The organism is Bacteroidota bacterium (genome assembly GCA_018266755.1).
In the GTDB taxonomy this organism is placed as follows: domain Bacteria; phylum Bacteroidota; class Ignavibacteria; order Palsa-1295; family Palsa-1295; genus JAFDZW01.
Map to the genome: position 1 here is coordinate 77,007 of JAFDZW010000007.1, position 16,008 is coordinate 93,014.

At 54.1% G+C, this 16,008-nt stretch carries 15 protein-coding genes; 4 read left to right on the top strand and 11 right to left on the bottom strand.

Annotation, left to right across the window (positions count from 1 at the left end):
* Window positions 1-72 precede the first annotated feature (72 nt).
* Both JSS75_13695 and JSS75_13700 read left to right on the top strand, forming a co-directional pair.
* A complete protein-coding gene (locus JSS75_13695; protein MBS1904754.1) occupies window positions 73-2,220 on the top strand; it encodes a VacB/RNase II family 3'-5' exoribonuclease in 2,148 nt (715 codons plus the stop codon).
* 811 nt (window positions 2,221-3,031) lie between these two features.
* Window positions 3,032-4,519 (top strand): hypothetical protein, encoded by a 1,488-nt coding sequence (locus tag JSS75_13700; protein MBS1904755.1) that lies wholly within the window; start codon window positions 3,032-3,034, stop codon window positions 4,517-4,519.
* Window positions 4,520-4,671: 152 nt separating this feature from the next.
* Here the strand turns inward: JSS75_13700 and JSS75_13705 are convergent, their stop codons facing one another.
* From JSS75_13705 to JSS75_13755, 11 genes are all read right to left on the bottom strand, one after another.
* On the bottom strand, window positions 4,672-4,815 hold the full coding sequence (locus JSS75_13705) for a hypothetical protein (GenBank protein ID MBS1904756.1): 144 nt from the start codon (window positions 4,813-4,815) through the stop codon (window positions 4,672-4,674).
* A 9-nt stretch (window positions 4,816-4,824) separates the two neighbouring features.
* On the bottom strand, window positions 4,825-5,076 hold the full coding sequence (locus tag JSS75_13710; protein MBS1904757.1) for a type II toxin-antitoxin system HicA family toxin: 252 nt from the start codon (window positions 5,074-5,076) through the stop codon (window positions 4,825-4,827).
* Window positions 5,066-5,275 carry a 2-oxoisovalerate dehydrogenase gene (locus tag JSS75_13715; protein ID MBS1904758.1) on the bottom strand — a complete coding sequence of 70 codons (210 nt, stop codon included), beginning with the start codon at window positions 5,273-5,275 and terminating at the stop codon, window positions 5,066-5,068. Before JSS75_13715 ends, JSS75_13710 begins: the two co-directional genes overlap by 11 nt.
* Window positions 5,276-5,339: 64 nt before the next feature.
* Window positions 5,340-6,131: a 23S rRNA (guanosine(2251)-2'-O)-methyltransferase RlmB gene (gene rlmB / locus JSS75_13720; GenBank protein MBS1904759.1), complete on the bottom strand. Its 792-nt coding sequence runs from the start codon at window positions 6,129-6,131 to the stop codon at window positions 5,340-5,342.
* 10 nt (window positions 6,132-6,141) lie between these two features.
* Window positions 6,142-6,696: a transcription antitermination factor NusB gene (nusB, locus tag JSS75_13725; protein ID MBS1904760.1), complete on the bottom strand. Its 555-nt coding sequence runs from the start codon at window positions 6,694-6,696 to the stop codon at window positions 6,142-6,144.
* An 8-nt stretch (window positions 6,697-6,704) separates the two neighbouring features.
* Window positions 6,705-7,328, bottom strand: a complete 624-nt coding sequence (locus JSS75_13730) for a SurA N-terminal domain-containing protein (protein MBS1904761.1) — start codon at window positions 7,326-7,328, stop codon at window positions 6,705-6,707.
* A gap of 11 nt (window positions 7,329-7,339) precedes the next feature.
* Window positions 7,340-8,452: a carboxylate-amine ligase gene (locus JSS75_13735; GenBank protein ID MBS1904762.1), complete on the bottom strand. Its 1,113-nt coding sequence runs from the start codon at window positions 8,450-8,452 to the stop codon at window positions 7,340-7,342.
* Between the two features lie 68 nt (window positions 8,453-8,520).
* Entirely contained in the window at window positions 8,521-10,068 is a 1,548-nt protein-coding gene (locus JSS75_13740; GenBank protein ID MBS1904763.1) for a DHA2 family efflux MFS transporter permease subunit, read from the bottom strand.
* A 21-nt stretch (window positions 10,069-10,089) separates the two neighbouring features.
* Entirely contained in the window at window positions 10,090-11,142 is a 1,053-nt protein-coding gene (locus tag JSS75_13745; GenBank protein MBS1904764.1) for an HlyD family secretion protein, read from the bottom strand.
* A 14-nt stretch (window positions 11,143-11,156) separates the two neighbouring features.
* Window positions 11,157-11,819 (bottom strand): TetR/AcrR family transcriptional regulator, encoded by a 663-nt coding sequence (locus tag JSS75_13750; protein MBS1904765.1) that lies wholly within the window; start codon window positions 11,817-11,819, stop codon window positions 11,157-11,159.
* Window positions 11,820-11,935: 116 nt separating this feature from the next.
* On the bottom strand, window positions 11,936-12,886 hold the full coding sequence (locus tag JSS75_13755; GenBank protein ID MBS1904766.1) for a hypothetical protein: 951 nt from the start codon (window positions 12,884-12,886) through the stop codon (window positions 11,936-11,938).
* A gap of 357 nt (window positions 12,887-13,243) precedes the next feature.
* On the opposite strand from JSS75_13755, the gene JSS75_13760 reads away from it, so the two are divergent.
* Together JSS75_13760 and JSS75_13765 are read left to right on the top strand one after the other, a co-directional pair.
* On the top strand, window positions 13,244-14,590 hold the full coding sequence (locus JSS75_13760; GenBank protein ID MBS1904767.1) for a hypothetical protein: 1,347 nt from the start codon (window positions 13,244-13,246) through the stop codon (window positions 14,588-14,590).
* Window positions 14,591-14,789: 199 nt separating this feature from the next.
* Window positions 14,790-16,001, top strand: a complete 1,212-nt coding sequence (locus JSS75_13765) for a trypsin-like peptidase domain-containing protein (protein MBS1904768.1) — start codon at window positions 14,790-14,792, stop codon at window positions 15,999-16,001.
* Window positions 16,002-16,008 lie beyond the last annotated feature (7 nt).

Below are 16,008 nucleotides of genomic sequence, written 5' to 3' on the forward strand. Positions count from 1 at the left end.
ACTGTTGGATTTACCAACAGCCAGCGTTGCCGTCGTATTTTCGAATTAACCGTTTGCTGTTTTACCCCACGGATGGCACGTACGAAACACCGGAAGTATACCGACACCGACCGATCCGGCTCCCTTGAAGACAGGCTGATGGCCTTGTTCAAGAGCCATGCCGGCGAGCTCTTTAAGACCAACGAGATCTCCAAGATGATCGGCGTTCGTTCGGACGACGATTCATACCAGGAGCTTCGCGAGACCCTTCGCATCCTCGAACAGAAGGGTATAATTTCTCGCGGCAGCAGACGCCGCTTTGGGATTCCATTGTCATTGCCAGCCAAAGCCAGCGGCGTGCTGAAGATCGAGCGAAACGGTCATGGCATCGTCAAACCCGATCCGAACTCCGGCGTCGGTTCTAAGATCTTCATCAATAAGAACGAGCTTCGCGGTGCCCGCACCGGCGACCGTGTCATGGTTAAGATCCATACCGATCGTGGCACCGAACGTCCGACCGGCGCGATTATCGATATTGTCGAGACTCGCCAAATCCCCGCACCGAAGCACCGGGCCGAGATCACACGCGGGATCGATCAAGTCGAACGTCAGACTCGCAGAGCCATCAAAGAAGCTCCGCCGAAGCCCGTTCCCGGCGCAGAACGTATCACCCGATTCACGCGCGAACGCAAGGAGCCAACCTTCCAGGAAATGATGGAGCGGCTCGCGGCCGAGTCCGGACTGCCGGGCGAATTTCCGAAGGACGTCATGCAGGAGGTGGCGAAGCATGCCGAGACTGTCAGCAAGGATGATCTCGTCGGCCGTCTCGACCTCCGAAAGAAAACGATCTTCACCATCGACCCCGAAGACGCCAAAGATTTCGACGACGCCGTTTCCCTCGAGGAGAACGACGACTGGACCCTGACCCTTGGCGTGCACATCGCCGACGTCAGCCACTTCGTCCGCGAAGGCACTGCACTCGATAGCGAAGCCTTGGAGCGCGGCACGTCCGTCTACCTTGCAGGCGGCGTCATCCCGATGCTTCCCGAGGCGCTTTCCAATGAACTGTGCTCCCTCAAGCCGGGCGTCGATCGACTGACCTTCTCCGTCCTGATGACCGTCGACCCCCTGACCGGCAAAGTCAAGCATGCCGAATTTCAGAAGTCCGTCATCCGAAGCGTCATGCGCTTCAGCTATGAAGAGGCCGAGCAACGCATCACCACCCGCAAGGGCAAGTACGCGAAGCTCCTGAAGCAGATGCGCGAACTCTCCGAGCTGATGTACGCTCAGCGCCGCAAGGACGGCTCCATCGACTTCGAGACCGAAGAGGTCCGCTTCAAGTTCGACGACGAACGCAATCCGATCGAGGCCTACAAGAAGGAGCGCCTCGGTTCGATGCGCATGATCGAAGAATTCATGCTGGCCGCGAACCGTGCCGTGGCGCAGTACATCGCCCTCAAGGCCCGCGAGGGCCACGAGAAGCCATTCCTCTACCGCATTCACGCCGACCCCGATACCGAGAAGATCCGCGAGATCGCCCGACTTGCAAAGTCGATGGGTTACTCGTTCGATCCGTCGGACATCACGCCCAAGACCATCCAGAAATTCCTCGACAGCATCAAAGGCAAACCCGAGGAGCATCTGCTCAACAACATGATGCTGCGGGCCATGGCGAAGGCCGTTTATGCCGAGCATAACGTCGGCCACTTCGGACTGGCGTTCATGCACTACACGCACTTCACGTCGCCGATCCGACGTTATCCCGATCTGATCATTCATCGGATGCTTCACGAATACATCCTTCGCATGGATGCGAAGCGCGAGCATCACTACTATCAGATCCTGCCCGACATCGCCGATCATACCAGCGCCATGGAGCGCCGCGCTACCGAAGCCGAACGCGACTCCGCAAAGATCGCCGGACTCTTCGTCATGCGCTCCGAAGTCGGCAACGACTTCGACGGCACGATCACGGGCGTTCAGCACTACGGCTTCTTCGTCGGACTCGCCAACGGTGCCGAAGGCCTCGTGCATATCCGCGAGCTCAAGGGCTTCTATATCTTCGACGAGTCGCAAGTCGCCCTCGTCCCGCAAAAGGGGCTCAACAAAATGCTCCCCCACCAGCGCCGCGCGAAAGTCCGCTCGACAAAATCTTTCCACATCGGCGACGCCGTCCGAGTCAAACTCATCCGCGTCAATTTCGAAAAGCGCGGACTGGATTTCATCCTCGCAGAAGAATGATCCAATCCAGTAGGACGGACTCTTAGTCCGTCCCGCAGCGATGCGAAGCGAGCGAGGCCGCTTTCCGAAACCGCAGACCATCCCCGACCGCCGCCCATGAATGAATTCATGGGCTCATCCATGCTGCGGTCCCTCCGGGACGCTATGGCACTCTTCGGCGGAGCCGCACCGCCCTCCAATAATGTCATTGCGAGGACTGCGCCGCAATACCCCTTCAACCTTCCAAACTTCTCGCGCGCAGTCCGTGGCAATCTAAGAGCTTTCGGACTATAGGCACCTCTTAGATTGCTTCGCCCGCCGCGTACATCGTCAGAAGCCCGAAAACACCCCTCGGGGCAGGCTCGCAATGACATCTTTGTAGCGCATCGATTTTGAAATTATGGGGTCCTAACCCCTTAAAATCAAACAACATAATTGTGCACTCTCCCTCAACCACCCCAAACGAAAACGTCCGCCGAAGCGGACGTTTTAACACTCTGGGCCGATGGCCTGCCGGGACATATTTCATCTCACGAATATACGAAAATATGTCCCTTTTGTCAATAGGCTAAGTGCTTATTTTTGAGATTTAATATTGCGGGCACCCCGCTGCGTACTCGTCCAGAGTTGACTATTGATATTGCCTGTAACCTTTCGATGGGTTGAAGTTTTTCTTACATGTAGGTTGAAAATCATCTTACAAATGCGCTTGCCAATGAAAATGGTCCTTCTGCTTTGCTCGCTTTCAATTGTCAGCGAGAGTATTCGGGCGCAGCCTTCTGGTCTGGGCTACGTCCCTCCACCAGGTTGGGAGTATGTTAAGGACCTAAGTATGATTTCCAGTACGCCCCTATCCGTTTCCGCCTTTCATGACTCAATCGTCGTTCAACTGCACCGAGCTGATTCAAACATCTTTCTATTTCAACTCTCGGTCAATGGCGGAAAGGATTGGCGAGATATTGTTCCACCCTCGCATCACAAGTTGAACCCGATCGGTGCATATCCTCTATCAAATACCGGAATTTTGCTGGCTGTCGGATTTGATGACTCGATTCAGACCTTGGTTGTTTCCACTGACAGGGGATTGACGTGGGCGGATCGGGCTCGGCTTAACGATTTCATTCCCGATCTGCCGCAACTCGTCAACCATACATTCGCAGACCGGACTCAGCCGTACATACTGACAGATCCACACTATCCCTACACTGATTGGTTCGTCAAGTACTCTATGGACAATGATGTCGCAGGTGCAACGTACTCGAATGAACGAATCTACGTGACACAAGACGGCGGCAATTCTTGGAGTAGGCTCAATATTCCGTTACCCTCCAATTATGCAAGAGCAGCAGACCTACACTATGACATTTTCTTCGATTACCGTGATTCAAATAGCTGGTACTTTCGGTCTGTGGGCATAGTCAAACCACATTTTGATCCACCGGACACGACGACGGAGTACTATGTATCGAGGGATCACGGGGCGTCCTTTAAGAGAGTTGACTATGTCGGTGATATGACTGGTGTATTCCAGAAGGGGGAGCAATTTCAGTGGGGCGGATTTCTCAATTCGCGCAGCATCGCATTCAATGTCGCCACGGAATATGTTACCACCGACACTAATGGTAACCAACACACAGACCGGCTGCTCGAGAGGATTATGCCGGGTAAATACCCCCTAGACACGCCCGTGACCTATCCCAACGGCTATGTGATCGGTGCGAAGGCTGAGCACATCCTACCTTCCGACCCGCTGCAGTGTTTCTTCACAGCTCTGGAAGTCTTCTATGATATGCGCAATGACTCGATTTATTTCGACAGTTCCTCCGCCTATTATACGAATGACTGGCAACACTTCCAATTGCTTTGGCAGCGACCGGCGAGGGGGAGAATTGGGTTCACCTACCTCGATCCTATCATGGGAGAAGTCTATCTCGTTTCAATCGATACACCGGTTCAAACCCTCTATAAGAATGGGTGGGAGCGTCAAAGTCTGTGGAAAAGGAAGGTGTTTGCTACAACACCAGACGCGCAAGCGGCAGGGGGTAGTGTGCAAGAACACGGTGCCAAGATGTATTTCTTTTGTAGCATGCCACCCGCCTCGCCAGACCTGTGCGTGTTGACCGAGGTTTCGGGTCCAACGAGTATTGCCGTCTATGATATGCTCGGTAGAAAAGTCAGGGACATCTATTCTGGCTTCCTAGCGTCAGGGTTGCACAAATTCAGGATTGCAGAGAATGCCTCTTTTGTGACCGGCACTTACATCGTAAGATGCGATAATTCTGGTTCTGTGGCTTTCGAAAAGTGTTTCCTTGTCCGATAGGCATAGTGTTGCCCTTCGTGGGCCAAACTGCGGTATTCGGTAGTCGAGGGGTTAATGGAGCGGTCGACTGAGGCAGCAGTATCGTCGGCTCGATTAGTTGACTTACCCTTCAGCTCCCCGCCCTCGTTTCTGTGACGCGCCATGGCGCGTCTCTACACCGTCTTCGAGAGCACCTGATACACCGCTAACGCCGAGGCGACGCTGGCGTTGAGGGATTCGGTCTTGCCGCGCAGGGGGATCTTCACGACGTCGTCGCAGCGCTGATTCTCAATATGCGATGCACGGACGGAGATCAATCAATCCCCTCACACCGGAAACAACCGTTGCAGCAGTTCTTCCTTTGAGATCTGAAAATGATCGGCTACTTCCCGAAGGATCGAATTGAGGGTGCCGACTGGTATTGAGTCATGGATCGGGATAGTCACGAAATGCTCTCCGCTTTGCTCCGTTCGCAACCGTGCATGGCTGCCACGCTGTCGTACCGGTTGGTAACCGAGGAGGGCAAGGCCTTTGATCAGTGCTTTGCCGGAGACGCCTCGCGGAGTCTTAGGACTCATAGACCTCTTCGTGAACGTAATGAAGCCTGATGATCTTCGGAGCCGTCCCTTCGTCAAAGTGGACATCCACTGCTTCGCGAATATTCTTCAGAAGTTCGACTTTGTCCTTGCCAAAGGTAAAGATCGCCTCACCGAGTGCGCGGGCATTCAGACCGCCGTCGACTTCATCTTCCTCAACCAGAAAAATGATCTCGTTCATGTTATCTACAATCACTTGGCTGGGAGGTGCGTTCCCGGGGCCTAAGACGCGCATATGCGCGTCTCTACACCGATTTTGAGAGCACCTGATACACCGCGAGCGCCGAGGCGACGCTGGCGTTGAGGGATTCGGTTTTGCCGCGCAGGGGGATCTTCACGACGTCGTCGCAGCGCTCTTTGACGAGGCGGTGCATGCCTTTTTCTTCGTTGCCGATCACGAGCAGGACGTTGCCGCTCGTGTCGAGCTGGCCGATCTCTTTCTCGCCGTCGCCCGCGAGGCCGAGGCAGAGGAAGTGATGATCTTCTTTGAGGAGTGTGATGGTCTCGGCAAGATTATTGACTTTGACTATGGGCAAATGCAATGCGGCACCAGCGCTCGTCTTGTACACGGCCGGCGAAAGCGCTGCGCCGCGTTTCGGGATGAGCACGCCGTTCGCGCCGAGGGCTTCGGCCGAGCGGATGATGGCACCGATGTTATGCGGGTCCTCAATACCATCGAGCGCGACGAGCACGACTCTGCCCTTCTCTTGTTCGACCGTCACGAGATCATCAAGCTCCCAATAGATCACACCGCCGAGCAGGACGAGCACGCCTTGCGAATCGACACCGTTGGCGACGTTGCGCTCCAACTCGCCGAACTTGCGGCGATCGAGTTCGGAGAACGGGACTTTGTTCACTCGGAGGAAGTGTAGTATCTCGCCGATCTGCGGACCTTGCACACCGTGCGCGATGTACACTTTCTCGATCTTCGTGCGGCGCTCGTCGTCTTTGAGCATTTCGAGCGCAGCGCGGCGGCCTGCCACATATTGTGGCATGAACTCGTCGCTTGGTCGCTTTACCTTTTTCTTTAGCTCCACGGTGGTCGTATCACAAACTCTGTTCGAGCAGGCCGCGACCTTCCTTCTTCATGTCGCCGCTCTTGGTGAGGTCTTCTTTGATCGCGTGCAAGATACCGTTAATGAACTTGCCGCTTTCTTCGGTAGAAAAATCCTTTGCGATCTCGATGAGTTCGTTGATCGTCGCCTTCGGCGGGACTTCGGGAAAATACTTGAACTCGAGGATGCCGATCTGGATAAGGATTCGGTCAACAAGTGCGACACGCGAGACATCCCAGTGCGCCAGATGTCGCGAGATGATCTCGTTGAGCTCGTTCTTATGCTGGTTGTACGCACGCATGAGTTGACGTGCAAACTCGATCCCTTGTTCGGCAAGCAACGGATCGCTCGAGACCATTTCGAAGAATATCTCGTCGGTATCGCGTTCGTTGATGACGTGCGCATAGATCGCCTGCATCACACGTTCGCGTGCGATGCGTCGGCGCGCGAGGTGCTTATCACGCTCCGGGTCGTTCTCGAATACCTCGTCGGTTTCGATCCGCGGAATTGGTGCTTCGTCGCCTTGCGACGATGTATACGTAGACATGGGTACGGTTAATAAAATCCGAATGCGGGTCGTCGGTCGTCGATCTCGGCCCGTGTTGCGCGCTTGGCGATCCAAGCGTCGATCGCTTGCTTGCGTTCGACATCGGTCGTTGCCTTTGGTGCAAGTGTACGCACCAAACCGTCGTACTGGAACTGCAGCCGGTAATAATGCACGACCTGATCACGCAATGAATCGGCAGCCTTCGAGTTTAGAAATTTACTGAGCTCCTGCGGAAAATACTTACCGGTCGAATCGGTGAAGCTCTGTTTGAGCAGCTCAGGGGGATGGGCAATCATACGTTTGATCGTCTCGCCATCCGAAAGTTCGAGTTTCAGCTTCTTGATCTCCTGTTCGATGAGAATGTCGCCAATCATTTTCTCCCACGTCAGGTTCACAAACTTCGTATAGAGCGAGTCCGATACTTTGCCGTTCGGGATCTCGGACATATGGTCTTTCATGGTCCGTTTGAGCTCGCCACGAAAATCGCGGAGCGTAATGAGCGTGCCGTTCACGACGCCGACGGTATCGGTCGGCAGGTGTTTTTTGGATGCGGCAGGAGGAATCGTCTGCGTCTGTGCGCTGACAGACGCGGCAAACACGATCGCGGCGAAAAGAACGAGGGTCTTGAACAAATGCTATGCTCCTAATCGAGCCCTATAACAGTCTCGTCGCAAATAAAGTCAACGACTTTTCGGATGTCTCGCGTCTTTTCCCAGACGTCGAGCTGCCGGTCGGCGCCGCTGCCGTTGGCCAGTATCCAGGCCACGCCTGTCTCGATCTGTGTGCGCGAGCCCAAATCGTCGACAACATCGTCAACAAATTCAAGCAGTTCTTGAATGAGATCGACCTCGTCTCGCTCGGCTTCCTTCCCAAAATCCACGAGTTTTCCATGGATGCCATACCGAGATGCACGCCACTTATTCTCCATGACCAATGCCCGGCGATATTGGCGAAAGCCGAGATTCTTCGAACGAAGTTTATAAAGTTTTGCCGCGATGGCCTGCATGACTGCCGCAAGCGTCACCGACTCCTCGGCACGTAACGGAATGTCGCAGACACGTACTTCGAGCGTCGGATAGATCGGATGCGGACGGATATCCCACCATATCTTTTTGGCCGTATCGATACAACCTGTCTTTATCAGTAGTTTGACAAAGTTATCGAATTCGCTCCAGTCGGTATACGAATCGGGGATGTTCGTGCGCGGGTATCGATCGAATACTTTTGTGCGGAAGCTTTTGAGCCCGGTGTTCGCGCCTAGCCAGAACGGCGAGTTGGTACTGAGCGCAAGCAAATGCGGCAGAAAGTACCGATACTCGTTCATGATCTGTATCTGCAGATCTCGGTCCTCGATCCCGATATGTACATGCAACCCGAAGATGAGATTCGCACGTGCGATCAGCTGCATCTCCTCGATGAGGCGGTCGTAGTGCGCATTCGGAAAGATCTGTTGGTCGCGCCAATCGGCAAACGGATGCGTGCCTGCAGCGGCAATACGAAGGCCCTGCTTTTGCGCGAGCTCGTCGAGGAATCGGCGAAGCGCCTTTACCTCACGGCCGGCTTCTTCCACTGTCTTACAAACACCGGTACCGACTTCGGCGACGGACTGGTGGATCTCGGGCTTGACACGTTCGGCAAGCACCGTCTTATTCCCTTCGAGGATCTGAAGGATATGCGATTTGAGGTCCCGGGTCACCGGATCGATGAGTTGAAATTCCTCTTCGATCCCGATCGTCAGAGCTGGGGCTTTGGGCATAGCGCGTGCTGATTGAAGCCCTAAATTACGACGGAACGGCCCCGAAGATTCGGAATCGGCCGGCAGAATTAATGGGCATCGGCCAGCACGACATCCCCGCGTTTGAATCGCTGCAACAACAACAGCGGCAGTGCAACGAGGCAGAACACACCCGCGATCCAAAACGCATCGCTATAGGTCAGTAGATATGTTTGCTTGATCACACTCCCGTTGATCGATTGCAACGCGATCTGTTTCGCTGCGCTGAGCGTATATCCTTTCGATATGAGCCCATGGGTGATCATGTTTAACCGGTCGGTGGTCTGAGGCGAAGATATCGAAATATGATCGAGCAGATTCGACCGGTGGAATGCATACCGCGATGCGACAAGTGTGGTCATCACTGCAATACCGAATGACCCGCCAAGCTGTCGCATCATATTATTGAGTCCCGTTGCCTGGCCGAGCATCGGCTTCGGTACATCTTGAAGCGCGAGCGTCGTGATCGGGACGAAGAGGATGCTCATGCCGATGCCGCGAATGACCAGAGGCCAGAAGAAATCACCCATCCCCGCCGCGAGCGTCAGATGCGAGAGCATCTGCGTGAAGATGAAAAACATAATCATGCCGAGCGATGACAGCACTTGCGCTGGGAATCGCTTTCGCAGTAAGGTCCCGGTCACCGGCATCATCAGGATCGTCGCTAATCCTCCGGGAATGAGCATCATACCCGTCTGTTGTGCCGTGAAGCCAAGCAGATTTTGACAGAACACGGGTTGCACGAAGGCGGACGAATAGAGCGCAAAGCCGAGCACCAGCGTAGTAAGCATCCCGAGCCGAAAACTTCGGTACTTCAGAATACTAAAATTCACAACGGGGTGATCGGTCGAGAGCTCACGCCAAATGAAGAGCACACCGAAGATCAGACACAGGAACGTGAGCACCGCAATGTACGGGGTCTCGAACCAACTTTCGCTCTGTCCCTTTTCGAGAACGAACTGCAAACAGCCGATCGATGCAGCAAGCAGGCCGATGCCGGCCCAATCGACGGGCGTTTCCTCGCGCGCCACATCATCCTTTCGAATGAATGTCAGCGTGGACATTGCTGCGACCAATCCGACAGGAATGTTCACATAGAAGATCCACGGCCAGTTGAAATGATCGGTGATGTATCCACCGACCGTCGGACCGAGTGTTGGCCCCACAACCGCACCGATCCCGAAGAGCGCCTGTGCCATGCCCATCTGCTCGCGGGGCCAGGTCTCGAGCAGAATTGCCTGACTCGTCGAGAGCAATCCGCCGCCTGCCAACCCTTGGATAATGCGGAAGACCACCAGTTCCGAAAGCGAATGTGCATTACCACACATGAACGAGGCAAGCGTGAAGATGATGATCGACGCAAGAAAGTAGTTCTTGCGGCCGAACCGGCGGCCAAGCCAGCCGGACATCGGCAGAACGATCACATTGGCGACCGCATAGCCCGTCACCACCCAGCCGATGTCTTCGAATGTCGCCCCCAGATTTCCCATAATCTGCGGCAGCGACACGTTGACGATCGTCGTGTCGATCAGCTCCAAGAGCGAGGCCGTGATGACCGTCGCTGTAATAATATATTTTCGTGCGCCGTGTTCGGCCATGATCAGGACTCCTCTCGATCGTTAATCGAGGTGAACTACCGCTTTGACGTTCATTCCCGGTTTGAGCATGTGCCCTCCTTCGGAGTGAGTGATCGCGATCTTTACCGGCACACGCTGCACGACCTTGACGAAGTTACCCGACGCATTATCCGCGGGAAGGAGTGAAAATGCGGATCCCGTGCCGGGCGAAAAGCTTGCGATCGTACCGTGAAACACATGGTCAGGATACGCATCGACATCGATATCGACCGGCAGGCCGACCTTCATGCGCTCAAGCTGTGTCTCTTTAAAATTTGCCGTGACGTAGACGGTCGAATCGCTGATGACGGATACGACCGTTTGTCCGGCTTGGATAAGCTGGCCGGGTTGAACCGTGCGCTTATTGACGACCCCACTCGCCGGCGCAATCAGCGCGGTGTAGGATGTCTGCAAGCGCGCAAACTCGACATCCGCCTTCTTGACCGCAAGTGCGGTCGTTGTGGCGACGACTTGATCTTTCGCAGTTTCGAGTTGCCGTTGCAAGACGACAAGTTGCGCCTGTGCCCCCTGAAGTTGCGCACTCGCAGAGCCACGTTCGGCCATCAGGTCGTCGATTTGCTGTTGCGTAGACGCACCGGAGGTACGCAGCGCTTGGATGCGCTTGAGGTCGTTCTCGGCTTTCATCACCCGGGCTTTCGCCGCGGCGATCGCTGCACGAGCCACATCCAACGATGCCTCTGCCGATGCCACACCGGCCTGGCTTGTGGTAACAGCGGCCTCCGCCGATGCAAGAGCACCCATTGCCTGATCGTTGCGAACTGCCAGTTCGCGACCGTCAATCGTTACAAGTGTATCGCCCGCCGTGACATGCTGGTTATCGGAGAATCGCACCGACGTGACATATCCCGCAACGCGAGCGATCACGGGCGAGATATCCGCATCCACGTGCGCGTCGTCGGTATCTGCATTGTGCGAATAGTACAGATACTCTTTAATCCCGAATGCCGCCCCTCCGGCGATCACGAGTCCGAGAATGATGGGTAAAATCAGTTTCTTCTTCGTATTCGCCGGTGCCGGCGTGGTGGTTTGTTCCATACGTATCGGTTCTGCTACTTCGTGTATCGTATAGTCTGTTCTGGTACGCTCGTTGTTGGTGTCGCCGAAGCAGTCGGCATAAGCAGCATGGAGCGAAGCATGCGTTTGATATGGTTCGCGATGCGCTCCTGCGTTTTCTTGCGTGTGCGCGAGGTCGGGTCGCCATTGAACAGCTTGTTGGCGAACTGGTCCTTATTCATCACAAGGTTTACCAGGCCGATCAGCGTTGCGATCGTGAGATCGACGTCGACATCGGCAAACACCCCTTGGCGCTGTCCATCGAGCAGGATCCGCTGTAATTCTGAACGAAGCTTCCAGAGCGCCTTCGTCAGAAACTCCTGCATGGTCGAACGTTGATCGAGCGAAAGCTCGCGATGCACGATCCGATAAAAATTGCGATTCGTGATCCGTTGTTCGAGATAATGATCGACGTAGAGTTCGAGTCTTGTCATCGGGTCGATCGATTCGTTTCGGTTGAGCGATTCGAGAAATGCGCGCGCTTGTGCGCTGCGCAATTCGATAATGGTCTTAAAGAGCTCTTCCTTTGACCCGAAGTAGTACGAGACCATCGCCACGTTGATCCCGGCCCGTGCCGAAAGCTCGCGCAACGACGTTCCGTCGTAGCCCTTTTCGGCAAAGAGCTGCTCCGCTGCGTCGATGATCGCTTCGCGTTTCACAAATTAAACAATCGTTTGGAAAACTTAAACGGTTGTTTAATAAAAAGGTTTCTCCCAAAACGGACAAAAGCGGCGCTGTGGCCGCTTTTGTATATCAGTCGTGCGATTCGATCGGCTTATGACAAGATCATTTCGCGCCAGGTTTGCCCTTTTTTCGGAGTAGCCTTTTTGCGCGACTTTGTCAGTCGCACCGCTTCCTCGATCAACCATTTGGCCGAATGCTCAAGGATCCATTGGAAATTTTCTTCCCCTACCGACGTCCGCTCGGCATCGGGCGCTGGATTCGTGAAGTCGATCGCGTACGGGATTCCGTCCTTGACCGCAAATTCGACGGTGTTGAAATCATACCCAAGCGTTTCGCATATCGTGATGCACGCAGCCTCCATTTCGGCCGTTAGCTGTTTCGAGGGCGCAAACGCTGCCGCATAGCGCAAATGGTGAGGGTTGCGGGGCTCGTAGGGCATAATATGGATATACTTCTTTCCGAGGCAGTAGCACCGATAATACTCGTCGAACTCGATGGATTCCTGGAGCGTCATTACGAGTTGATCGGTCTCGTCATACGCCTGGAAGAATTCTTCAGGGTTGGTTACCTTGTACACACTTTTCCAGCCGCCCCCTGCATGCGGTTTGAAATACGCCGGAAAACCGACGTGCTGAAACATCTCTTCCCATGAGAGCGGGAAGCGCAGATTGCGAAACGATTTTGCCGTCGTGTCGGGCGGGATATTCTTACTCGGCACGAGCACCGTCTTCGGTACATGCACACCCGCTTTCGCACAGATCGCGTACGAAAAGAATTTTTCGTCGGCGTTCATCCAGAACGGGTTGTTGACGACCTTCGTACCGCTGAGCATCATATTCTTGAGTACAGCACGATAGAATGGCACGTCCTGCGAGATGCGGTCGAGCACCACATCGTAATGCTTGGGTTCGTCGGCGTTCCAGATGTCGATCGAGCAGAACTCGGCTGTGATACCGTCCTTCGCCCCGAGTTCGTTAATCTTCTCGCATAACGCCGGAGGGAAGGTCTCCTCCATACCGAAAAGCAATCCGATAGTGGCCATATTATAATACGAATAGCAGTGAAAAAATTGAGGGTGCGTTGTCTGGAGAATACAGCGCTACAGGGATACAAAAATAGAACATTGATATAAACAGATTATTTTTGGGCGGGGTTCGTAGCGGCTTTCTCATTAGTTGATATAGAATTAGAGACACAGAATCATCGAAATTTCCTCAGAAAGAGCACTTTGTCTGTTGTAACGCGCTATGGTGGCACATTCTTTGCATGTTCAGCCACAGAATTCTCACCATCGCTATTCCCCGAAGAATTCCCTACCGTGTCCCACCACGAGTAGACTTCCCCAAGACGAACACGTCCACCCCACGGACAAATACACCCTTTTTGCAAAAGGCCACGTATGCGTTTACGTCCGTATATTATTGCAGTAATTGTTATCTGTGCCGGTTGGGTTTCGGCTACAGCACAGCCCTTTCTGCGACCGACGATCGGGATTTTGAGTGCGCCGCATGACGACGACGCGATCTGCACGCCGGGTCCGTATAGCACAGATTTCAATTCGACTGGTCTTCATGCCGGCGATCAGGCGTTCGACTTCACTCTTTATGACGAGAATGGAGACTCGACCACTCTCGGCACGATCCTCGCGCTTGGCAAACCCGTATTACTCGTCGCCGGCAGCTATACCTGCCCAGTATTCCGGTATAATGTTGCAACGATCAACGACATCGTCAAACGGTACGGCGACCATGTGAGCACGTATATAATCTATACCGTCGAAGCACATCCGGTTGTCGATAAGAGTCCGTATGGCGACGGAGATGCATACTCCGACGAGCTCAATGTAATGGAAGGCATTCAGTTCACTCAACCAAAGACCTACGGTCAACGCAAGGCGATGCTGCGGACCATGCAAGAGAAGCTTACGATCAACGCACCGATCTTGCTGGATGCGCCATGCAATCAGTACCTTGAAGCGTTCGGCCCTGCTCCGAACAATGCGTATCTGATCGACCAGAACGGAATGGTGCGTTACAAAGAACCATGGTTCAACCTGAATGGAAGCAACGTCTATTCCGACCTCGATGAGCTACTGAACATCGATACGACACAGGCGCAAGCCGATACCGGTCGCATCCACGTCGAATTGGTGACTAACGATACGATCTATGCGACGCCGGGCTCTACGGTGTCTGCAGAGGCACGCTTGATCAACGAAACCGATGTACCTGCCCTGATCCGGATCGATCGCCATAACGGCTCGAAGATGCCTGGTGATTGGAAATCTGCGCTATGCACCAATGTGTGTTTGAGCCCCAATGTGGATACGACGGTCCTGCGTGTGGAAGCACATTCCGAAGAGCATTTGCGAATCTATGTGTACATGGGTGACTCCGTCGGTACCGGCAGAGTATTCGTTCACCTCCATAACGAATATGTGCCTGAGGATACATTCAAGATCCGGCTCGTCTATATAGCAACCGACCAAGCCGGCGTCCGTCCGACCACCGAGACGTCACTCTCGGCACCAGTTCTCATGCCGAACCCGGCAACATCGGCGTGGAGCATCAATACTACTGCCCCGTATGCTTCAATCCGTCTCTACGATGTACTTGGTCGTGTCGTCGCGCAGTACCCGGCATCGGACAGGTATTCCTGCGCATCGCTGCCATACGGGACCTACCGCGTAGAACTCCTCGATACCGAAGGCAAACATATCGGCACGTCGACTCTTGTTCGAGAGTAGGCGAGCTGTAATGAATCAGTGTGAACCGGCGTCAGAGATTGTAATTCTGAGCACATTCGCTTCGCTCAGAATGATGATCTAACGAAGAACATCTATCCAAGCCTGAACTGAGCCGCTACCGGGCAAACACCTCCTCAACCGCGAAAGACACTTGTGGTGTATATTTGCCTTTGGCATTTACTGCACATACATCATCGTCATGAACATCATTCGGCTTCGCTTCTTCCATAGCGTGGCAGCCATTGTATTGTCATTCGTTCTTTCATTCGCACTTACATCCTGTAAGAAACATACCGGTGCAACTGCCGAGGCACATTCGCTCCGAGATTCGATCAGATTGCTGAAAGATAGTTTGATGCATTTGCACAGTGTTGCGGCACAACAAGACGCGCGCGACGTCTTGCCGCTGAAGGAAATGTATAAGTCGCTCAAGCCATCGGTATTCTTGATCTATACCTATGACGAACAGGATACGGCGCAAGGCTCCGGTTTCTTTGTCGACAGTACCGGCATTGCTATCAGCAACTATCATGTGTTCAAGGAAGCAGCCGATGCCGTTGCAGTGCTCGACGACAGCACAAAACTGCCAATCGCACAGATCCTCGATTACGATGAGGATAAAGACTACGTCGTCTTTCGTGTTGCAAGCGGCGGCAGGAAATTTCCATACGTTCACCGCACCCATATCGCTCCTGAGATTGGCGAAGACTGTTTCGCCGTCGGCAACCCCGAAGGGTTTACGCAAACACTCTCCACCGGTATTGTCTCTGGCATCCGTCTTGGCGGCCGAATCATCCAGACCACGACAGCAATTACATTCGGCAGCAGCGGCGGTGCGCTCTTCAACCGCACCGGGGAAGTCATCGGTGTCACGAGCGGCGGCATGGGTGAAGGCAATTTGAACTTTGCCGTCAATATCAATCAAATTCCCTACGAGCGTTTCACGGAAGTCCCCGTCGGCGCGCAAGAGCCTGTACCGATGATCGGACCGGCACAGGTCCGTCACCGGCTGGATCTGTACTTCAAGGCGTACTTCACGCAACACTATGCCGATATGGTCCAATATCTGGATCCGACGCTGGACCGATTCTATACAAAGTTCAACATACGACGTGAGGAGGCCGTCGACGCGCTCGAACGCGATTGGAAAAAGTCGAAGATCATCTCGGGCTCGATCACGCCCGATTGGTCGTCGCTGCACATCGCGCGCACCGCCCGAGGTACCTACGAGATCAAGTTCGACTGTACGTACAACCTGATCCGTGAAGAGAAAGACAAACCGACAGACTTCGCGCTTGCGCTAAGTATCGAAATGGATCAAGACCTCAGCATCCGCAGCATCTACGAGGATGTCTTGAATAAATGGAATGCGAATGAAACGATGCCAGCGCCCACACCGAATGACGAGTGAGCTCAAC